A 20,428-nucleotide genomic window follows, 5' to 3' on the forward strand; every position below is an offset into this window, starting at 1 on the left:
CGTCGAGCGCATGTGGTGCAGGCTCAAGGACTTCCGACGCGTCGCCACCCGCTACGACAAGCTCGCCAGAAATTACCTCTCCGGCGTGCTCATCGCCGCCCTCTGCGCCTACTGGCTCAATTGAGTCCAGACCCTAGCGGCCGCTCGCCTCGGGCATCATCTCGCCGATCTTGGCGGCCAGGGTGTCGAGGGCGAACGGCTTGCCGATCATCGCCATGTTCGAGCCCAGGAAGCCGGCGCGGATGGCCGCGTTCTCGGCATAGCCGGTGATGAACAGGATCGGCAGGTCGGGCCGGCGGTCGCGGGCCACCTCGGCCAGCTGGCGGCCGTTCATGCCCGGCAGGCCGACGTCGGAGATCAGGAGGTCGATGGCGCTCTGCGAGTTGAGGATGGCGATGGCCGACTGCGGGTCGGAAGCCTCCACGGCGCGATAGCCCAGGTCTTCCAGGACCTCGCGCACCAGCAGGCGCACGGCGCTTTCGTCCTCGACCAGCAGCACGGTCTGGCCTTCGCCCTGGACGACGTCGACCGGCTGGTCCTCGGCCTTGACCTCGGCCGCGCCGTCGGCGACGGGCAGGTAGATTTTCACTGACGCGCCTTCGCCGACGCGGCTCTGGATGCGCACCGAGCCGCCGCTCTGGCGGGCGAAGCCGTAGACCATCGACAGGCCGAGGCCCGTTCCCTGGCCGATCGGCTTGGTGGTGAAGAACGGGTCGAACACCTTGTCCAGCACCTCGGCCGACATGCCTACGCCCGTGTCGGTGACGGCGACCACGACGTAGCGTCCTGGGCGGGCGTCCTCGGGCGCCATGTCGGCGTCGAGCTCGGCCACCGAGGTCGAGATGGTCAGGCGGCCGCCCTCGGGCATGGCGTCGCGGGCGTTGATCGCCAGGTTGAGGATGGCGCTTTCCAGCTGGTTGGCGTCGGCGACGGCGGCCTCGGCCGCGCCCAGGTCGATGTCGACGCTGATCTGCTCGGTGACGGTGCGCTGGATCAGGTCCTGCAGCGAGGCGACCAGGGCGTTGATGTCGAGCGCCTGCGGGTCGAGCGACTGCCGGCGCGAGAAGGCCAGCAGGCGGTGGGTGAGGCCGGCGGCTCGTTGGGCCGAGGTGAGGGCGGTCTCGAGATAGCGGTCGGTGTCGGCGTCGCGGCCGGAGGCGCGCTTGCGCTTGACCATGTCAAGCGCGCCGATGACGCCGGTCAGCATGTTGTTGAAATCGTGGGCGATGCCGCCGGTCAGCTGGCCGACGGCCTCCATCTTCTGGCTCTGGCGCAGGGCGGCCTCGACGCCGGCGCGGTGCTCCATCTCGGCCTCCAGGGCGGCCGTGCGCTCGCGCACCCGGTGCTCCAGCGCCTGGGCGGTCTGGCGCAGCAGCTCCTCGCCCTGGACATGTTCGGTGACGTCGGCGACGAAGACGTGGAAGCCGTCGACGGCGCCGTCGGCTCCGCGCCTCGGCAGATAGCGGATATCGGCGTCGCGGCGACGACCGTCGGCGTGAGGCCAGGCCAGGATCAGGTGGGCGGGCTCTCCGGCGAGGGCGCGGCGCATGGCGGGCATCCGCGCCTCCAGCCCCTCCGTCCCGACGACCTCGCCGACATGGCGGCCGATGACGTCGGCGGGATCGCGATAGAACCAGTCGGCATAGGCCTTGTTGGCGAAGCGATAGACCAGCGACTTGTCGATGAAGCCGATCAGCACGGGCAGGGAGTCGGCGATCAGCCTGACCTCGGCCTCGCTGGCGGCCAGCGCGGTGCGGCTGTGATCGAGCTCGGCCAGGCGGTCGCGCAGGTCAAACTGGCGGCGGCGGGCGCGAAGGGCGGTATCGACGGCGCTGACCAGCGACAGCGAGCCCAGCGGCCGCTCCAGCACGATCAGGTTGGTGGTCAGGTCGGCCAGGGCCAGGCGGGCGAGCTCGCCCGCGCGCGGGCGGTAGGCGTTGCGCGAGACCAGCAGGATGAACGGCGTGTCGGACCATTCCGGCTGGGCGGAGAGGGCGGCGCGCAGGGCGTCCAGCTTGCCGCGCAGGGCCTCCTCGGTGATCAGGACGACGCCGGTCTGGTCGTCGAGTTCGGCGGCGATGGCCTGGGCGTCCGGTAGGGCGTGGGTTTCGAAGCCGCGTTCGGAAAGCAGGCGCGCCACGTTGTCTGCGTCACGCCCGAACGGCGCGGCGACGAGGACCCGAAAGCCCTCCGGTCCGCGCCTATGGCTCAAGGCGGCGGTCTTCCATCAGGGGACCGTCCTTGCCGACATATTCGGGGGTTCCGGTCATCACGCCTCTGAACTCGGTCAGCGGCGCGCCGACGCGCACGCCTGCCGTATCAATGCGCAATTCGCGGATTGTGTCCTCGTGCGGGCCGCCGCGGTTCTTGATCACCGAGATCGCCTTGCGGATGCGCCCGGCCGCCTCGAAGAAGCGGATCAGCAGTACGGCGTCGGCTACGTAGGAGATGTTGAGGGAGGTGGTCATGCCGCCGACCAGGCCCGATTGGGGATTGATCAGCAGGGTGACGACGCCCTGCTGGTTCAGGAACGACAGCATTTCGTGGATCTGCAGGATCAGCTGCTTTTCCTGCGGCATGGCGGCCAGGTAGCCGTTCAGGCTGTCGATGGCGAGGATGCGGACGCCGCGTTCCTCGACCTCGGACTGGACCAGGGCGGCGAACTCGCCGGGCGACATCTCGGCCGGATCGATTTGCTGGATCTTCAGGAGGCTGCCATCGACATGCTTCTGCAGGTCCATGCCCATGGCCTGGGCGCGGACCAGCAGGGTGCCGATGCGCTCGTCGAACTCGAACAGGGTGGCGGGCTCGCCGCGCTCGCACGCCGCGTAGAGGTACTGCAGCGCGATGGTCGATTTGCCAGAGCCGGCCGGGCCAGTGATCAGGGTGCTCGTGCCGCGCAGGGGGCCGCCGGCCAGCAGGGCGTCCAGCTCGACAAGGCCGCTGGGCGTGGGATCGCCGGCGAAGGGCGTGTGATGGTCTGAGGCGATCAGGCGCGGGAATATCTGCAAGCCGCCCTTGCGGATGGCCATGTCGTGGAAGCCGCCCACGAAGTCGACGCCGCGCAGCTTCTGCACCTGCATGCGCCGGCGGGCGGCGCCGAAGTCGAGTGTCAGCCGCTCCAGGGTGACGACGCCGTGGCAAAGGCTATGCAGGTGGCCGTCGCGTACGCCCTCGCTGGTGGTCAGGTCGTCGATCAGCAGGACGGTGCAGTCGCGGGTGGCGAAGAACTGTTTGAGGGCCAGCACCTGCCGGCGGTAACGCAGCGGGTCCTGGGCCAGCAGGCGCAGTTCTGACAGGCTGTCGAACACCACGCGTCGCGGCGTGACCTGCTCAACCTGCTCCTGGATCAGCCTGATCGTGCCGCCCAGCTCGACTTCCCAGGCATGAAGGATCGACTGCTCTCGGCCCTCGCCCAGCACTTCCTCGGCCGAGGACAGTTCGAAGAGGTCGATGCCGGCCAGGTCCCAGCCGTGGGACGCGGCGACGCCACGCAATTCATCGCTGGTTTCCGACAGGGTGATGTAGAGCACGCGCTCGCCGCGCTCTACGCCCTCCTGCAGGAACTGGAGGCCCAGAGTGGTTTTGCCCGAACCCGGTTCGCCTTCGAGAAGATATAGGCGATTGGCGGGAAGTCCGCCGCGCAGAATGGCGTCGAGACCGCGATTACCAGTCGAGATCCGGTTGAAGCCGTCGGTCATCTATGCGTTCCCACCGAGTACTGGCCCTACACAATATTAGACGAAGGCCATATCTCAACGCCTTTGCAGGCAAAGTGTTGCGGTTGTCTGTCGGGAAGTCGACACATGCGGGCGGGGAGGGGCGGCTTCAGGTGTAGCGGTCGCGAGCGGCGGCGATGCGGGCCTTGGCCTCCTCCATCTCCTGCACTTCGGTGGCGGCCAGCAGCGAGTTCAGCACGCGGGTGAGGTGTCGGCGCATGGCGTCTCGGGCGTCCTCGGGAGACCGGGCGCGCAGGGCCGAGACGATGGCGGCGTGCTCGTCGATGCGCGGTATGACGCCGGCGGCGTGGGCCTTTTCGCCCATCAGCTTGGTCTGTGGCGAACGCTCGCGGGCCTCCCACAGCATTTCGACGGCGGCGATCATGGCGCTGTTCTGGGTGGAGGACGCGATCAGCATGTGGAAGCGCTTGTCGGCGTCTTCCGAGCGGTCGACGTCGCGGGCGTTCTCGGTCTGCATCTCGATCACCAAAGCATCGAGCTGGTCGAGCTCGTCGTTGGTGATGCGCTTGGCGGCCATGGCGCAGGCCTCGGCCTCGATGGCGCGGCGGGCTTCCAGCAGTTCGAACGGGCCGATGTCGGTGGCGCCGGCCTGGCCCTCGTTGGGGGTCTGGGCCTTGACGTAGACGCCCGAGCCTAGGCGCACGTCGACTAGGCCGTCCAGCTCCAGGGCGATGATGGCCTCGCGGATCGTCGGACGCGACACCGAATAGGTCTGGGCGAGGTCGCGTTCGGACGGCAGGCGCTGACCGACGGCGTAGCGCCCCTCGGCGATCTGGCCGGTCAGATCCTTGGCGACGCGCTCGTACAGTCGGTTTTCGCCCTTCGCGGACATGCAGGACCTTCCTGAAATTGGTCTGACCAATATGGACAAGCCAGTTTTCGATAGTTATGGGTCTTCCAACTGGAAGACCACGGGAATCTCGACGTGCATACTAGCCAAACCGAGGCGTTCAAGGCAGCCGGCCTGCCGCCGATGCGAATTACCGGCGCCCGCGTGATCGTCACTTCGCCCGGCCGCAACTTCGTCACCCTGAAGATCGAGACCGACCAGGGCGTCTACGGCATCGGCGACGCCACCCTGAACGGCCGCGAAAAGTCGGTCGTCGCCTATCTGGAAGACCACGTCATCCCGGTGCTGATCGGCCGCGACGCGCGCCGCATCGAGGACATCTGGCAGTTCCTCTATCGCGGGGCCTACTGGCGCCGCGGCCCGGTGACGATGCGCGCCATCGCCGCCGTCGACGTGGCCCTGTGGGACATCAAGGCCAAGGCGCTGGGCGCGCCGCTGTACGACCTGCTGGGCGGGCGTTCGCGCGACGGCGTGCTGGTCTACGGCCACGCCAACGGCAGCGACCTGGAAGACACCGTCGAGGCCGTCGGCCGCTATATCGACGCCGGCTACAAGGCCGTGCGGGCCCAGTCGGGCGTGCCGGGCCTGGACCTGGCCTACGGCGTGGGCCGCGGCGACATGTACTACGAGCCGGCCGACGCCACCCTGCCGACCGAGACGACGTGGGACACCCGCAAGTACCTGCGCTACCTGCCGACCCTGTTCGAGGCCCTGCGCAAGGAGCACGGCTTCGATGTGGCTTTGCTGCACGACGGTCACCACCGGATGACCCCGCGCGAGGCCGCCCAACTGGGCAAGAGCCTGGAGCCCTATGACCTCTTCTGGCTCGAGGATTCCACGCCGGCCGAGAACCAGGAGGCCTTCCGACTGATCCGCCAGCACACCACCACGCCTCTGGCCGTGGGCGAGGTGTTCAACACGATCTGGGACGCCAAGGATCTGATCCAGGAACAGCTGATCGACTACATCCGCACGACCATCGTCGGGGCTGGCGGCCTGACCCACCTGCGCCGCATCGCCGACTTCGCCTCGCTGTGGTCGGTGCGCACGGGCTGCCATGGCGCCACCGACCTGTCGCCGGTGACCATGGGGGCCGCGCTGCACTTCGACACCTGGGTGCCCAACTTCGGCATCCAGGAATACATGCGCCATTCGGAAGAGACCGACGCGGTGTTCCCGCACGACTACCGGTTCGACAAGGGCATGCTGTACGTGGGCGACACGCCCGGCCACGGCGTCGACATCGACGAGGCCCTTGCCGCAAAGCACCCCTACGAGCCGCGCCAGCTGCCGGTCGCCCGTCTGGAAGACGGGACGATGTGGAACTGGTAGGGCGCAAATGAACAGGGCCGCCTCCGTATCGACGGAGGCGGCCCAGATACAGCAGAGGCGGAACGTCAGGGACGTTCCGCCTCTTTTTTCTTCGGGCCAGGCTCGAAGGCCGTTCCTGTCAGGATCAGCCGTTGACGGCGTCCTTCAGTTGCTTGGCCGGCGTGAAGCCGACCTTCTTGCTGGCGGCGATCTCGATCGTGGCGCCGGTGGCCGGGTTGCGGCCGGTGCGGGCCGGCTTGTCCTGGACCTTGAACTTGCCGAAGCCCGGGATCGAGACTTCTTCGCCCTTCACGGCGGCGTCAGCGATGGCCTTGAAGACGCCGTCGACGATGGCCTTGGCCTGGGTCTTGGTCAGCTTGTCGTCGCTGGCGACCAGAGCTTCGGCGATATCGGCGGTGTTCATGGAGTAACTCCTTATAGAATCGGGAGAACCAGACTGACTGGTGAGATCGGCCTTGTCACGCGCCGCCGTGTGACGTCAAGCGCCCGCCGCAACCGGCGGAAGGCCGAGAAAGCGCTTATCCGCATGGTTGATCCGTCGATGTGGCGGGGATGTGGCCTCCAACGCGCGAAGGGATGGGACGTTTTGCATGGTTTACTCAGACAATAAGCTGCGATCCGTCGATTGCATGTGCACGCATATCCGATGTGTCTGGTGATTGACGCTGATAGCTCTCGAATATACTCCGACAAATATTCGGCAGCTTTCCGAGGCTGCTCCGAACGCCGCTTCAGATGGCGACGAGGGAAGAAGCAAAATGAAGCCGAGCAAGCGCGACCGCGCGTTCCTGGCCGGTCTGGCGGCTATCCTGCTGGCGGCGGGCGGCTCGCCGAGCCTGGCGGTCGAGCCCGCTTCGCGCACCTGGACCGCCGACAACGGTGACGGCACCTTCACCAATCCGCTGTTCTACGACGAGTTTTCCGACCCCGACATGATCCGGGTGGGCGAGGACTACTACCTGACCGGCACGACCATGCACACGATGCCGGGGCTGCCGATCCTGCATTCGCGCGACCTGGTGAACTGGCGGTTTGTCGGCTACGTGGCCGACCGGCTGGACCTGGGGCCGAACTTCCGGCTGGAGAGCGGCGACGTCTACGGCCAGGGCTTCTGGGCGCCGAGCTTCCGCCACCACGACGGCGTCTTCCACATCTTCAGCAACGTCAATCGCGAGGCCACCTACCACTTCACGGCCAAGGACCCGGCCGGGCCTTGGACAGCCACGCGGATGAAGCGCGGCTTCCACGACCTGTCGGTGCTGTTCGACGACGACGGAAAGGTCTACGTGGTCTGGGGCTATCGCGGCATCCGCATGGCGCAGCTGAACGCCGACCTGACCGACGTCGTGCCGGGCACCGAGCGCGAGATCATCGCGCCGGAGCAGGGCATGGGCGAGGGGCTGCACTTCACCAAGGTCGGCGGCAAGTACTGGATCACCAGCGCCTGGTTCGACGGGATGATGCGCCTGCCGGTGGCCCGCGCCGACCGGCCTGACGGGCCCTACGAGATCAATCGCGAGATCAGCGTCGGCGAGGACTTCGGCCTGGCCGAAGGCAATCGCCTGGAGGCGCCCAAGCCGCCGTTCACGATCATCCCGCCCGACCCCCGCCCGCGCGGCCGCACCGCTCTGCACCAGGGCGGCTACGTCCAGACGCCGGGCGGCGCGTGGTGGGGCTATTCGATGATGGACTACAACTCGGTCGGGCGGCTGACGGCCCTGTCGCCGGTGACCTGGAAGGACGGCTGGCCCTATTTCGGCCTGCCCGGAAACCTGGGGCGCAATCCGCGCACCTGGGTCAAGCCCGACACCGGGGCGACCGAGGCCCCGCACGCGCCGTACGAGCGAAGCGACGACTTCTCGGGCGGCACGCTCAAGCCGATCTGGCAGTGGAACCATGTTCCGGTCGACGCCCGGTGGTCGCTGGCCGAGCGGCCGGGCTTCCTGCGCCTGAAGACCCTGCCGGCGGCCGACTTCTGGACGGCGCGCAACACCCTGACCCAGCGCTCGATCGGCCCGGAGTCGCGGCCCCGGGTGCTGCTGGACGCCTCGGGCCTGGCCGAGGGCGATGTAGCGGGCCTGGCGCTGCTGAACCTGCCCTATGCCTGGATCGGCGTGCGCAAGGTCGCCGACGGGCTGGAGATCGAGCAGCGCGACCAGCGCACGGGCCGCAGCGCCAAGGCCAGGGTCGTCGGAACCCGGATCTGGCTGCAGGCCGACGCCGACTTCATGGCCGAGACGGCGCGGTTCTCCTATTCGGCCGACGGCAAGGCGTTCACCGCGCTGGGCGAGCCGATGGCCATGGTGTTCCAGCTGCGCACCTTTCAGGGCGTGCGCTACGGGCTCTTCGCCTACAACGAGGCCGGCCGCGAGGGCGGTCATGCCGACTTCGACGCCTTTGAGCTGTTCGAGCCGCATCCGCGCGGCCTGCGCCGGCCGATCCCCGACGGCCGCAAGGTGACGCTGGCGGCGTTGGGCCAGGAGAAGGCGGTGACCGTCGAGAAGCGGCCGCTGGGGCGGGCCTTGCTGCGCGGGGAGGGCGGCTACCTGACCGTCGGCGCCGACGGGACGGTCAGCGCGTCCAAGATCCGGGACGACAAGACCCAGGCCTTTCAGTGGATCGAGACGCCGACGGGCGAGCTGGCTCTGATGTCGCTGGTCACCAACCGCTTCCTGCGGGTGTCGGCTGGCGGTGTGTGGACGGCCGACAGCCCTGGGCCGCAGTCCGATGGCAAGGACGGCGCGCGGTTCGTGTGGCGCGAGGCGCGCTAAGCCGCGTCCAGCGCCGCGCGCTCCAGCACGTCGATCCGATCCGCCAGCCCGGGCGCTGGCCAGTCCAGCGCCGCCAGGGCCAGGTCGACGACGGGCGGGCGAGACGGCGATGGCGCCTCGATCACGGCTTCCGCAAGCTCCGCCATCGCTATTCCGCCGCGATCCGGCCCGGCGCGCGGGTCCAGCGGTTCTCGGGAACGGGCAGGCCCAGGTGTCCGCGCAGGGTGTCGTGCTCGTACTCGGTGCGGAACAGGCCCTTGGCCTGCAGCAGCGGAACCACCTTCTCGCGGAACAGGGCGAAGTCGCCCGGTCGCGTCACTCGCAGGATGAAGCCGTCGGCGGCGCGACCTTCGAACCAGCGCTCGATCTCGTCGGCGATGGTCTGGGGCGAGCCGACGAAGTCGCTGCGCCAAGTTCCGAACCGCTCGGCCGCCTGGCGCAGGGTCAGGTTCTGCTCGCGCGAGATCCGCACGATCCGCTCGGCGTGGCCCTTGTAGGCGTTGAGGCTGAGGCCCGAGACGTCCGGGAACGGACCGTCCAGTTCATACTGCTTGAAGTCGTGATAGCCGAAGGCGCGGCCCAGCTGGATCAGCAGCTTGTCGATGCCGACCGACACGCGTTGGGCGTCGGCCAGGGCGCGGGCTTCCTCGTCGGTGTCGGCGATGACCGGCGAGAGGCCCGGCAACACGCTGATGTGGTCGGGATCGCGTCCTTGCCCGGCGGCCCGGGCCTTGAGGTCGGCGTAGTATTCCTGGGCGTCCTCGAAGCCGTCGACTCCGGCGAATACCCCCTCGGCGATGCGGGCGCCCAGATCGCGACCCGCGCCGCTGACCCCGGCCTGGAAGATCACCGGTTGGCCCTGGTTGGAGCGGCTCAGCGCCAGCGGCCCGGCCACCTGGAAGTGCGCGCCCCTGTGGTTCAGGGCGTGCTGCTTGTCCTTGTCGAAGAAGACGCCGGCTTCCTTGTCGCGCGGGAAGGCGTCGTCCTCGTAGCTGTCCCACAGGCCTTGGACGACGTCGACGAACTCGCCGGCCCGCTCGTAGCGCACGGCGTGGTCGAAGTGGGCGTCGCGGCCGTAGTTGCGGGCCGCCCCCTCCAGCCCGGTGGTAACCACGTTCCAGCCTGCGCGCCCCTTGCTGATGTGGTCCAGCGAGCCGAACTGGCGGGCCACGTTGTAGGGCTCCCAGTACGAGGTGGTCAGGGTGCCGACGAGGCCGATCTTCGTGGTCGAGACCGCCAGCGCCGAGAGCAGGGTCAGCGGCTCCAGCCGGTTGAGGAAGTGCGGCGCGGTGTCGGGGGTGATGAACGGGCTGTCGACGATGAAGACGAGGTCGAACTTGGCGGCCTCGGCCAGGCGGGCGTTCTCGATGTACCAGTTGATGTCGATGCTGGCGTCGCCGGCCAGGGCGGGGTCGCGCCAGCTGGTGTGATCGGCGCCGACGCCTTCGAGGATGGCGCCGAGTTTCAGCTGTCGTTTCGCGGCCGTGGTCATGTTCGCCTCCGTGTCTTGGCCGCAGGCTTGCGGCCCCAGAGGGCAGGCGACAAATCAGGTGTTCTCAAGAGGCCTATTGGCGGCGTTCAACACCCTGCTTTCGCTGAGGTTTTTGAACGCCGCCGTCTGCTCGGCTGCAAGGCCGTTGAGAATTACTGGGCCGGAAAGTCGGTCGAGACGCTCAAGTCTCGCCAGCGTTCCAGCTCGGCCAGCCGCCGGGTGTCGGTGTCGCGGATGACGGCGACGGCGTCGCTGCCCAGCGCGATGCGCAGAGGCGGCTCGTCCATGGCGGCCACGGCGAGGATGGCCTGGGCGGCGCGGGCCGGATCGCCAGGCTGGGTTCCGTCATAGGCCGCCTGGCGTCGGGCGGTGGCCCCGACCACGGCGTCGTACTCGGCCCGGCCGGCGCTCAGCGTCGTCGAGGCGCCGGCGAAGTCGGTGCGGAAGCCGCCGGGCTCGACGATGGTGACTTTCACGCCGACCAGCGCCATCTCCAGCGCGAGGCTCTCGGAGAAGCCCTCCACGCCCCATTTTGCGGCCGAATAGGGCGCGCGGCCTGGCGCGCCAATCCGTCCGCCGACGGACGACAGCTGGATCACGTGGCCCGAGCGCTGCTCGCGCATCGGCGGGATCACCGCCTTGGTGACGATGATCGTGCCGAAGAGGTTGGTCTCGATCTGGCGGCGGAAATCGTCGAGCGAAGTGTCCTCCACCGGGCCGACATCGCCGTAGCCGGCGTTGTTGACCACCACGTCGAGGCGGCCGAAGGCGGAGACCGCCAGGGCCACGGCGCGCTCGGCCGCCACGGGATCGGATACGTCGAGGGCGGCGAGGCGCACGGCGTCGCCGTGAGCCTCCACGAGGTCCTGCAGGGCGCGCGGATCGCGGGCCGTAGCCACCAGCCGGTCGCCCGCGCCCAGCACTGCCTGGGCAAGCGCGCGTCCGAGGCCTCGCGAGGCCCCGGTGATCAGCCATGTCCTGGTCATGGGCTCATCCTTCTCCGGTTCGTTCACTGGGCCTTGGCGGCGGTTTCGATCAGGGCCGAGACCGCGTGCGGGTGCGAGATCATCACCACGTGCGAGGCGCCGGGCACGGTCACCACCTGCTTGGCATGCGCGCGGTCGGCCATCCAGGCCATGGCCGCCGGCGGGATGTTGCGGTCGCCGCCGCCCCAGACCCACCAGGACGGGATGGTCTTCCAGGCGGCCGCGACGGCCTTTTCGCCGCCGGCGGCGTCGGTCAGCGGGCGCTGGGCGATCGCCATCAGCCGGGCCTTGGGCAGGGGCACGTCGGCGGCGAACTGGGCGGGGAACTTGTCCTGCTGGATATAGAGGTCGTGGATGCCGCCGGGCAGGTCGATCGGCTTGTCGAGGGCCGCCGGCAGGGTCGAGCCGGGGAACTTGCCGGTCAGGTCGAAGGTGCTTTCGCCGACCTCGGGGGCGAAGGCGGCGACATAGACCAGCGCCTTGACGTTGGCCGCGCCGTCGGCGGCGGCCGAGATCACGGTGCCGCCGTACGAGTGCCCGACCAGCACGACCGGACCGGGGATGGAGTTGATCACCGTGCGCACGGCGGCGGCGTCGCTGGCCGCTCCGCGCAGCGGGTTGGCGGCCGAGACCACCGGGTAGCCATCGCGCCGCAGGTCGGCGACGACGCCGTCCCAGCTGCTGGAGTCGGCGAAGGCGCCGTGCACGAGCACTACCGTCGGCTTGGCGGCGGGCGGCGTCCTGGCCTGGGCGGCGGCGAAGCCGGTCAGGGCGAAGGCGAAGGAAAAGGCGAGGGCTTTCTTGGACATGAGGGTCTCCTTGAGGCGTGCGGAAGGTTTCGGCCGTGTGGCCGCTCGGGTTTCGGGCTGGGGGGAAGGAGCTGGGACTAGCCGAAGGTGAAGGCGTAGGCGCGGACGCCGGGGTCGCGGAACTCGATCGAAAAACCACGATCGGCGACGGGGCGGGACTGGCGAACGAGCTGGTACATGCGGGGCCGGTCGATCACGCCGCCGCCGTCGGCCGCCACGTCCCAGCCGTGGTCGCCGCCCGGCGCCTGGCCATCGAGCTGGACACGATAGCGCACGGGCCGGCCCGGCTGGTCGGGGGCCAGGACCATGTGCAGGTCGCGGGCGCGGAAGCGGCTGGCGACCACGGCGCCGGGCGCGAGGCTGGTGGTGAATTCCTCGCCGGCCCGCCACTCGCCGGAGAGGCCCCAGCGGTTGAGGTCGAGAGCGCCGGGCAGGCGGTAGGCCTTGGCGGCGTCCTGGCGCAGGCCGCCGGGCGAGGCGAAGGCGTCGGCCTTTCCCCAGCCGGTGTAGCTTTCGGGCGAGCCCAGCTCGGCGAAGTCGGGCGCGGCCTCGGGGCCGACGGCCTTGATCGGCGACAGGTGTTCGATGATCGCTGGACCGGCAATCTCGGCCAGCAGGGCCTGAATGCGGCGTTCGTGGCGGTCGTAGTCGCCTTCGCCCGCCGCATGGCCTCGCACCCGACCGTCGGCGCCGACGAAGTAGAAGGCTGGCCAGGCGTTGTTGCCGTAGGCCCGCCAGATCCGCCAGTCGCTGTCGAGCACGACGGGGAACGGAACGTCCAGGTCGCCAAGGGCCTGGCGCACGTTGGCGAGGTCCTTCTCGAAGGCGAATTCGGGCGTGTGGACGCCGATCACCACCAGGCCCCGGTCGCTATATCGGGCGTGCCAGGCGCGCAGATAAGGCAGGACCCGCAGGCTGTTGATGCAGGAATAGGTCCAGAAGGCGACCAGCACGACCTTGCCGGCCAGGGTCTTGGCCGTTGGCTCGGGCCCGTTCAGCCATTGCGGCGACAGGGACAGGGCGTTCAGCGCCGAGGATGAGCCGCTGGTCCAGGCCAGGGCCTTGCGGGCTGGAGGCAGGCCGATGGCGGCGGCGACCGACAGCGGCGCGAGGCCGACGGCCGCGCTCTTCAGCCAGTCGCGGCGGGAGAGATGTTCGGATCGGGTCACGACGACCGCTCCTTGAAAACGAGGCTTCAGGCCGCCCAGCGGGCGACGTCCAGGATGGCGCGGGCGAAGTCGCGCGGCGCTTCCTGGGGCAGGTTGTGGCCGCCGCCGCCGCCGACGTCGCGGTGCTCGTAGCGGCCCTTGAACTTGCTGGCATAGGCGGCGGGGGGCGGGTGTGGGGCGGCGTTCCCATCGCCTTCCATGGTGATGGTCGGCACGGTGATGGCGGGGCCTTGGGCCAGCTTGGCCTCCAGCGCGTCGAAGCGGGTCTCGCCCTGCGCCAGGCCCAGCCGCCAGCGGTAGTTGTGGATGGTGATGGCCACGTGGTCGGGATTGGCCAGCGATGCGGCCGAGCGGGCGAAGGTCGCGTCGTCGAACGCCCACCTGGGCGAGGCCGTCTTCCAGATCAGCCGGGCGAAGGCGTCGCGGTTCAGGGCGTAGCCTTTCGCGCCGCGCTCGGTGGCGAAATAGAACTGGTACCACCAGGAAAGTTCGGCTTCCGGCGGCAGGGGCGCGGCGTTGGCCGCCTGGCTGCCGATCAGGTAGCCGCTGACGCTGACCAGGGCCGAGCATCGATCGGGCCACAGGGCCGCGACTATGCAGGCGGTGCGCGCGCCCCAGTCGAAGCCGCCGATGACGGCGCGCCTGATGTTCAGGGCGTCCATCAGGGCGATGACGTCGACGGCCAGCGCCGCCTGCTGGCCATTGCGCGGGGCGGCGTCCGACACGAAGCGGGTGGTTCCGTAGCCTCGCAGGTGCGGAACGATCACCCGCTTGCCGGCCGCCGCCAGGATCGGGGCCACCTCGGCGAAGGCGTGGATGTCGTAGGGCCAGCCGTGCAGCAGGATCACCGGCGCGCCGTCGGCCGGACCCATCTCGGCGTAGCCGATGACGAGGTCGGGGGTCGTGATCTGGCGCAGGGTCCAGGCGGGTGCGGCGGCCGTGGCGGCGACGGCGCGGGAGGCCAGGCCCGCGGCGCCGGCGATGGCGACGGCCTGCAGCAGGCGGCGGCGGGGAAGGTCGAACTTCGAGGTCATGGGACGAGCCTAGTGCTGGTGGCCGGCGGGGGCGGCTGGAACGACGAAGCGGATCGTGGCGCTGTCGAGCGGGCGATGATTGGCGTCGGCGAGCGTGATTTGAACGCTGTGCGACCCGGGCGTCAGGCCGACCAGGATGATCGGCTCGCCGCTGGCGTCGGCCCAGTGCCAGGGGGCGTCATCGACGGCGACGTGGACGTGGCCGATGCGGGGCGTGACGGCCAGGGCGGCGGGGCCGAACACCGGCTCGATGCGCAGGTTCTCGGCCCGGTACTGGATGAACACCCGACCCTGGGCCAGCGGGCCGGGCAGGGGCGGATCGACGACCAGGCGCGCGGGCGGCTGGGGCGTGCTCAGCGGGACGACGCCGGCCGGGCCGAGGACGTCGCCGGCCGACAGGTTAGGCAGGCTCTGGGCGAAGGCGGGGCCGGTCAGCAGGGCTGCGGCGAGGGCGAGGGGGAGGGTCTTACGCATGGCGAACCTCGCCGGCGCGGGCCACGGCGTCCTGGGCGAAGGCGGCGACCGCGCAGGCCGCGCCGCCGATGACGGCCGCCGTACCCAGCACCGCCAGGGTCGAGGCCGAGGGCGCCAGGCCCGAATAGAAGAAGCTGGTCAGGCCCAGGAAATAGGCCAGCGGATTGTTGATCGGGGCGACTTCGCGCAGCGACAGCACGATGATGACGACACCGATGACGGCGGCCGGCGTGGCCAGCAGGCCGAGCGCTGGCGTCATGGCCCCGATCAGCAGGGCGGTCCCGGCGCCCAGCGCCAGGCCGAGCAGGTGCGAGACGGTGTTGGCCAGGCCGCCCCGCAGGTCGTCGCCCGCCAGGTTGAAGGCGGCCCAGCCCAGGAACATGGCCGGCGGCGGGAGCATGACCGAGGTCACGCCCAGGGTGGCGACGCCTGCGACGGCGGCGACGCTGAGCGAAACGGCGTGGAACTGGGCGGACTTGGCCGTGGCGAAGGCGGGCAAGGCGGACATGTGGGCGTTTCCTTGTGGGCGGGAGGGGGGATGGAGGCGCCGCCGCCTGGAGGGGGGGGGCGGCGCCTCGGGTCTTCCGGTTCAGATCAGGCGGTTCAGATCAGGCGGTCAGATCAGGTTCAGGGTCACGCCGATGTTGCCGCGCGTGGCCTTGGAGTAGGGGCAGGTCTGGTGGGCGGCCTCGACCAGCGCGCGGGCGACGTCGGCGGGCATGCCCGGCAGGCTGACGTTGAGACGGGCCTGCAACTGATAGCCCTCGCCCGACTTGCCGAGATCCACTTCGGCGTCGACGGCGACGGCGGCGGGCAGGGTCACGCCTTGGGCGCGGGCGGCCAGGCCCATGGCGCCGATGAAGCAGGCCGACCAGCCGGCGGCGAACAGCTGCTCGGGGTTGGCGCCGGGGCCGGCGCTTCCGGGCGGCGACAGGCGGACGTCCAGCTTGCCGTCGTCGCTGCGGGCCGCGCCGTCGCGGCCGCCGGTGACGTGGGTGCGACCGGTGTAGAGGACGGTGTCGATAGCGGTGGTCATGTCGATCTCCTTTTCAATCGGATCCGATGTAATCGGTACCGATTCCATAGATCGAAGTTTCGCATATCGTCAACCTTCCGATTTGATCGGATCCGATTTATATTTGTCTCGAACCGCCGCCAACCGCCCGCGGCGCCCGAACGCAAGGCTCTGATGACGACCTCAGCTCCGCCCGCCAAAGCCCCCAGGCTCGCCGACTTCCTGTGCTTCGCCGTCTATTCGGCGAACCTCGCCTATGGCCGCGCCTACAAGCCGATCCTCGACGAACTGGGCGTGACCTACACCCAGTGGATCATCATCGTGGCGCTGTGGGAGGAGGACGGCCAGAGCGTGAAGAGCCTGGGCGACAAGCTCTTCCTCGAGAGCAACACCCTGACCCCGATCCTCAAGAAGCTGGAGAGCCTTGGCTTCCTGCAGCGCCGCCGCGATCCGGCCGACGAGCGGCAGGTGATCATCAGCCTGACGCAGGCCGGCCGCGACCTGCGCGAAAAGGGCGGCCAGCGGACCCTGGTCAAGGCCACGGGCCTGGAGCCCGACGAGTTCCGTCAGGTGCAGAAGACCATCACCCGCGTGCGCGACAACCTGATCGCGCACGTGGCCAACGACGCGTGACGCGAGATGCTCCCCTTCGGAAGAGCATCCTGGCGCTCGCGTTGCGGGCGTCGGTGAAGCTTGGTATCGGTTGAAACGTTCGTTTGAACCTGTGAGCCATGCATGTTCCGCTTCGCCACCTCCGACGACCTGTTGATCGCCTGCCATGAATGGGGCGACGACGCCGCGCGGCCGCCGGTGGTGCTTCATCACGGTTTCTCGGCCAGCGGGCCGATCAACTGGAAGGCGCCGGGAATCGTCGACGCCCTGGTCAGCGCCGGCCGGCGGGTCATCGCGATCGACGCCCGCGGCCACGGCGCATCGGACAAGCCGCACGACCCGGCCTTTTACGGCGAAGCGCGTATGGCCAGGGACGTGGCCGAACTGATCGACCATCTGGGCGTCCCGGCGATCGATCTGGCCGGCTATTCCATGGGGGCGATCGTCGCCTTGATCTGCGCCAGCCAGGAGCCGCGCGTGCGGCGCCTGGTGATCGGCGGGGTGGGGGAGGGCGTGGTGACTGCCGGAGGCGTCGACACCCGTCACGTGCCCAATGCGGCTATCGTACAGGCGCTGCTGACCGACGACGTCTCGATGATCGAGCATCCGGCCGCCGTGCCGTTTCGCCTGTTCGCCGACGCGATCGGCGCGGACCGCAAGGCCCTGGCGGCCCAGGCCAGCGTCGTCCACGCCCAGCCCATCCCTATGGACCGGATCACGGCGCCGACCCTGGTGATCGCCGGGGACGACGATCCGCTGGCGGTGCATCCCGAGCGGCTGGCGGCTGCGATACCTGGCGCGACCTCGCAGCTGGTCGGCGGGGACCATCGCTCGGCCGTGGCGGCGCCGGCCTTCGCCCGGGCGATCGTCGAGTTCCTGGCCGCCTAAACCTTGCCCGGCCGGTAGCGGTCGATCTCGATGCCGTGGCGGCGCAGCTTGTCGTAGAAGGTCTTGCGCGGTGTCTGCAGCAGCGTCATGGCCGTGCGGGCGTCGCCGCCGCAGGCCGCCAGGGTCTCGCGGATGACCATCGCCTCGTAGCGGCCGGTGCGGTCGGCCAGGCTCTCGGCCGGTCCTTGCGCCGCGCCGTCGTCGGCGATCACGGCCGAGGGCAGGCCCAGGGCCACGCGCTCGGCGTAGTGGGCCAGCTCCCGCACATTGCCCGGCCAGTCGTGGCCCAGGAGGTGGTCGCGGATCGTCGCCGTCAGCCGCGGCGCGGGCCTGCGCAGCCGCGCGGCGGCCTCGGCCAGGAAGTGGCCGAACAGCGTCGGCACGTCCTCGCGCCGCTCGCGCAGGGGCGGCACCACCAGGGTGACGACGTTGAGGCGGTAGTAGAGGTCGGCGCGGAAGGCGCCGTCGCGCACGGCCTTCGCCAAGTCGATCTTGCTGGCGGCGATGATCCGCAGGTCGAGGTGACGGGGCTCGGCCGCGCCGACGGGCCAGATCTCGCGTTCCTCGACCACCCGCAGCAGCTTGGCCTGCATGGTCGGCGACAGGCCCTCGATCTCGTCGAGGAACAGCACGCCCCGATCGGCCCGCTCGATGCGGCCGGTGCTGGGACGAGCCGCGCCGCCGGCCGCGCCGAACAGTTCGGTCTCGAACACCGCCTCGGGGAGGGCCGCGCAGTTGACCGTCACCATCGGCCGGCCCTTGCGCGCGCCGCCGCGATGCAGGGCGTGGGCGACAAGACCCTTGCCGGCCCCGGTTTCGCCCTGGATCAGCACGTCGACCTCGGCCTCGGCCAGCTGGGCGATGGTGGCGCGCAGGCGCTGCATCACCGGCGTGTCGCCCAGCAGCGGCGAGCCGCCGCCGGCCTGGGCGGCGGCCTCCAGGCGGCGGTTGTCGAGCACCAGGCCGCGTTTCTCGACCGCCCGGGCCAGGGCGGCGGTCAGCCGCTCCATCGGGAAGGGTTTGGAGACGAAGTCGTAGACCCCGTCCTGCAGGGCGGCCACGGCCATGGCCACGTCGCCGTGGCCGGTGATCAGCAGCACCGGGATATCAGGGTCGACGGCCTGGATGCGCTCGAACAGCGCCAGGCCGTCCATGCCCGGCATGCGCACGTCCGAGACCACGGCGCCTTCGAAGTCGCGCGACAGGGCCTTCAGCGCCGCCGGGGCGTTGTCGAAGGCCGCGACCTCGAAGCCGCGCAGCTCCAGCCCCTGGGCCACCGCGCCGCGCAGGGCGTCGTCGTCGTCGACGAGCAGGATCTTGCCGGCCGGGGCGTTCATGGGACGGCCTTGCGCAGGGTCAGGGTGAAGGTCGCGCCGGCGCCGGGCGCCGAGGCGGCCGCGAGCTCGCCGCCGAAGCCGGCGGCGATGTCGTGGGCGATCACCAGACCAAGGCCCAGGCCTCGGGGCTTAGTGGTCAGGAACGGCGTGAACAGGGCTCGCTCGACCTCGGGCGCCAGGCCAGGACCGTTGTCGGCGACGCTGATTTGCACCACGTCGTCTATTTCGCTGACGGTCAGGGTGACGACCCCGTCGGCGCGGTCCTCCACCGCCTCGAAGGCGTTCTGCAGCAGGTTGACCAGCACCTGCTCAAGCCGCACCCGCTCGCCCAGCACGGCCAGGCCGGGCGTTTCGCCGTTGCGGACGAGGCGGGCCTGCTGGCGGCGCGAGCGGCTGGCGGTCAGCAGCACCGAGCCGTCGATCGCCTCGCTGACCAGGGTCGGCTCTACCCGGCCGTCGGCCTTGCGCGAGAAGGCGCGCAGCTCGTCGGTGATACGGCCGATGCGCTCGGTCATGGCGGCGATGGCGCTCAGATTCTCGCCGGCCGCCTCGGGCTTGCCGCGCGCGATCAGCAGCAGGCCGTTGTCGGCGTTGGCGCGGATGGCGGCGACTGGCTGGTTGATCTCGTGGGCCACGCCGGCGGCGATCTGGCCCAGCGAGGCCAGCTTGTTGGCCTGCACCAGGTCGGCCTGCAGCGAGCGCAGGCGGGTCTCGGCGCGCTGGCGCTCGTCGACTTCGTGCGAGAGGGCTCGGTTGGCCTCCGTCAGCTCCTTGGTCCGCGCCTCGACGCGACGCTCCAGTTCCAGCCGGGTCTCGCGGTCGCGCAGGGCGGCCAATTGGATGCGTCGGCGCCGCACCCATAGCCACAGCAAGGCCGCGCTCAGCAGGGTCCAGACCAGGGTGGTGATCCAGCGGGCGGCGTCGGCCGCCTGGTCGGCGGGGGCGGCAGGGCTCAGCAGGTGCAGGGTCCAGCCGGGCGCGACGTCGGCGAGGCGGGTCTCGATCTGGCGGCCAGGCTGGGCCTCGTCGGTGCGGCTCACGCCGTCGCCGCGCCGTTCGCGCAGGGGCAGGGGATCGAAGGTCGCCTGGCCGTACTGGCCCTGGGCGCGCAGGGTTTCGCGAGCGGCCGCCGACAGCGGCGTGCGGGCAAGGAAGCGCCATTGCGGTTCGCTGGTGATTAGCACCAGGCCCTTGCTGTCGACGACGAAGGCCGGCTCGCCGATCGCCCGCCAGGCGGCCTCGACGGCGTCGAACTCCAGCTTCACGACTACGACGCCCAGCGGACCGTCCGGGCCGTCGACGCGGCGGGCCAGATAGAGGCCTGGTTTGTGGCTGACCGTGCCCAGGGCGAACTGCTCGGCGTAGCCGCTGCGCAGGGCCTGCGCGAAATAGGGCCGGAAGCCGTAGTTCGAGCCGAGGAAGCTGGTTGGCTGGCGCCAGTTGCTGGCCGCGGCGGTAAAGCCGTCGGCGGCGACCACATAGATCACCGCCGCCCGGGTCTGGGCGCCCAGAACCTCGAGCTTGCGCGAGAGGGCGTCCAGCCGGCGCGGGTCGCGGGTGGTCAGCGCGGTTTCCAGGTCGGCGTCGTCGGCCAGCACCAGGGGCAGGGCGCGCTGCTTGTCGAGCTCGCTGCGCAGCACCGCCGCGTGCAGGGCGGCCGAGGCATTGGCGCGCGCCCGCAGGCCGGTCATAGCCCGATCGTGCATCAGGGCGCCGACCGCCTGCACCAGGACCGCGCCGATCAACGTGGCCGCCAGGGCGAACACCGCCAGCCCTCGGCGCGATATGGTCCGGACCGATGGGGCCGGCGGTTCGTCCAGGATCGGATCGGCTTGTGTCATATTCCACACAAAGACGGTTCAGGCTGAGCGAAATGTGACACGGCAGTAGGCGCCGTGGCGAGGCCGATTTTAGATTTT

19 protein-coding genes and 1 pseudogene are annotated in these 20,428 nt (G+C 70.0%); 5 read left to right on the forward strand and 15 right to left on the reverse strand.

Annotated elements, in window-relative coordinates; all coding sequences use genetic code 11:
- Positions 1-124, forward strand: a pseudogene (locus DDF67_RS21535) (IS5/IS1182 family transposase); the annotation flags it as partial.
- A 9-nt stretch (positions 125-133) separates the two neighbouring features.
- On the opposite strand, the gene DDF67_RS21540 reads toward DDF67_RS21535, so the two are convergent.
- The 3 genes from DDF67_RS21540 to DDF67_RS21550 all read right to left on the reverse strand — a co-directional run bounded on the left by DDF67_RS21540 (position 134) and on the right by DDF67_RS21550 (position 4,572).
- Positions 134-2,212, reverse strand: coding sequence for a hybrid sensor histidine kinase/response regulator (locus DDF67_RS21540; protein ID WP_109454845.1), 2,079 nt, complete (start codon positions 2,210-2,212; stop codon positions 134-136).
- On the reverse strand, positions 2,202-3,701 hold the full coding sequence (locus DDF67_RS21545; RefSeq protein ID WP_109454846.1) for an ATPase domain-containing protein: 1,500 nt from the start codon (positions 3,699-3,701) through the stop codon (positions 2,202-2,204). Before DDF67_RS21545 ends, DDF67_RS21540 begins: the two co-directional genes overlap by 11 nt.
- 127 nt (positions 3,702-3,828) lie before the next feature.
- On the reverse strand, positions 3,829-4,572 hold the full coding sequence (locus DDF67_RS21550) for a FadR/GntR family transcriptional regulator (protein ID WP_109454847.1): 744 nt from the start codon (positions 4,570-4,572) through the stop codon (positions 3,829-3,831).
- A 141-nt stretch (positions 4,573-4,713) separates the two neighbouring features.
- On the opposite strand from DDF67_RS21550, the gene manD reads away from it, so the two are divergent.
- Entirely contained in the window at positions 4,714-5,922 is a 1,209-nt protein-coding gene (gene manD, locus DDF67_RS21555) for a D-mannonate dehydratase ManD (RefSeq protein WP_109455052.1), read from the forward strand.
- Positions 5,923-6,046: 124 nt separating this feature from the next.
- Here manD and DDF67_RS21560 read toward each other — a convergent pair whose 3' ends face one another.
- On the reverse strand, positions 6,047-6,325 hold the full coding sequence (locus DDF67_RS21560) for an HU family DNA-binding protein (protein ID WP_101715906.1): 279 nt from the start codon (positions 6,323-6,325) through the stop codon (positions 6,047-6,049).
- Between the two features lie 355 nt (positions 6,326-6,680).
- Between DDF67_RS21560 and DDF67_RS21565 the strand changes: the two genes are divergently transcribed.
- Positions 6,681-8,693 carry a glycoside hydrolase family 43 protein gene (locus tag DDF67_RS21565; protein ID WP_109454848.1) on the forward strand — a complete coding sequence of 671 codons (2,013 nt, stop codon included), beginning with the start codon at positions 6,681-6,683 and terminating at the stop codon, positions 8,691-8,693.
- Here DDF67_RS21565 and DDF67_RS25645 read toward each other — a convergent pair.
- The 9 genes from DDF67_RS25645 to DDF67_RS21605 form a co-directional block, all read right to left on the reverse strand.
- Entirely contained in the window at positions 8,690-8,839 is a 150-nt protein-coding gene (locus tag DDF67_RS25645) for a hypothetical protein (RefSeq protein ID WP_158278092.1), read from the reverse strand. The two genes, DDF67_RS21565 and DDF67_RS25645, sit on opposite strands and share 4 nt — an antisense overlap.
- Positions 8,840-8,841: 2 nt before the next feature.
- Positions 8,842-10,185, reverse strand: coding sequence for an LLM class flavin-dependent oxidoreductase (locus DDF67_RS21570; protein ID WP_109454849.1), 1,344 nt, complete (start codon positions 10,183-10,185; stop codon positions 8,842-8,844).
- 152 nt (positions 10,186-10,337) lie between these two features.
- Complete coding sequence (locus tag DDF67_RS21575; RefSeq protein WP_109454850.1) at positions 10,338-11,171, reverse strand: oxidoreductase; 834 nt, start codon at positions 11,169-11,171, stop codon at positions 10,338-10,340.
- A gap of 23 nt (positions 11,172-11,194) precedes the next feature.
- A complete protein-coding gene (locus DDF67_RS21580; protein ID WP_109454851.1) occupies positions 11,195-11,980 on the reverse strand; it encodes an alpha/beta fold hydrolase in 786 nt (261 codons plus the stop codon).
- Between the two features lie 77 nt (positions 11,981-12,057).
- Positions 12,058-13,149 (reverse strand): redoxin domain-containing protein, encoded by a 1,092-nt coding sequence (locus DDF67_RS21585; protein ID WP_158278093.1) that lies wholly within the window; start codon positions 13,147-13,149, stop codon positions 12,058-12,060.
- A gap of 26 nt (positions 13,150-13,175) precedes the next feature.
- On the reverse strand, positions 13,176-14,183 hold the full coding sequence (locus DDF67_RS21590; protein WP_109454853.1) for an alpha/beta fold hydrolase: 1,008 nt from the start codon (positions 14,181-14,183) through the stop codon (positions 13,176-13,178).
- Positions 14,184-14,192: 9 nt separating this feature from the next.
- Positions 14,193-14,657, reverse strand: a complete 465-nt coding sequence (locus DDF67_RS21595) for a DUF6130 family protein (RefSeq protein WP_109454854.1) — start codon at positions 14,655-14,657, stop codon at positions 14,193-14,195.
- Entirely contained in the window at positions 14,650-15,165 is a 516-nt protein-coding gene (locus DDF67_RS21600) for a DUF1097 domain-containing protein (RefSeq protein ID WP_109454855.1), read from the reverse strand. Before DDF67_RS21600 ends, DDF67_RS21595 begins: the two co-directional genes overlap by 8 nt.
- 108 nt (positions 15,166-15,273) lie before the next feature.
- Complete coding sequence (locus tag DDF67_RS21605) at positions 15,274-15,693, reverse strand: organic hydroperoxide resistance protein (RefSeq protein WP_109455053.1); 420 nt, start codon at positions 15,691-15,693, stop codon at positions 15,274-15,276.
- Between the two features lie 153 nt (positions 15,694-15,846).
- Between DDF67_RS21605 and DDF67_RS21610 the strand changes: the two genes are divergently transcribed.
- Together DDF67_RS21610 and DDF67_RS21615 are read left to right on the forward strand one after the other, a co-directional pair.
- Positions 15,847-16,305, forward strand: a complete 459-nt coding sequence (locus tag DDF67_RS21610; RefSeq protein WP_109454856.1) for a MarR family winged helix-turn-helix transcriptional regulator — start codon at positions 15,847-15,849, stop codon at positions 16,303-16,305.
- 102 nt (positions 16,306-16,407) lie between these two features.
- Positions 16,408-17,172, forward strand: a complete 765-nt coding sequence (locus tag DDF67_RS21615; RefSeq protein WP_109454857.1) for an alpha/beta fold hydrolase — start codon at positions 16,408-16,410, stop codon at positions 17,170-17,172.
- On the opposite strand, the gene DDF67_RS21620 is transcribed toward DDF67_RS21615, so the two are convergent.
- Together DDF67_RS21620 and DDF67_RS21625 are read right to left on the reverse strand one after the other, a co-directional pair.
- Complete coding sequence (locus DDF67_RS21620; protein WP_109454858.1) at positions 17,169-18,509, reverse strand: sigma-54-dependent transcriptional regulator; 1,341 nt, start codon at positions 18,507-18,509, stop codon at positions 17,169-17,171. The genes DDF67_RS21615 and DDF67_RS21620 overlap by 4 nt on opposite strands.
- The gene (locus DDF67_RS21625; RefSeq protein WP_146198071.1) at positions 18,506-20,350 is read right to left on the reverse strand and encodes a sensor histidine kinase; all 1,845 of its coding nucleotides are present in this window, start codon (positions 20,348-20,350) and stop codon (positions 18,506-18,508) included. The genes DDF67_RS21620 and DDF67_RS21625 overlap by 4 nt, the downstream gene beginning before the upstream one ends.
- Positions 20,351-20,428 lie beyond the last annotated feature (78 nt).

Origin of the sequence: Caulobacter endophyticus, from assembly GCF_003116815.1 — a bacterium.
Classification (GTDB): Bacteria; Pseudomonadota; Alphaproteobacteria; order Caulobacterales; family Caulobacteraceae; genus Caulobacter; species Caulobacter endophyticus.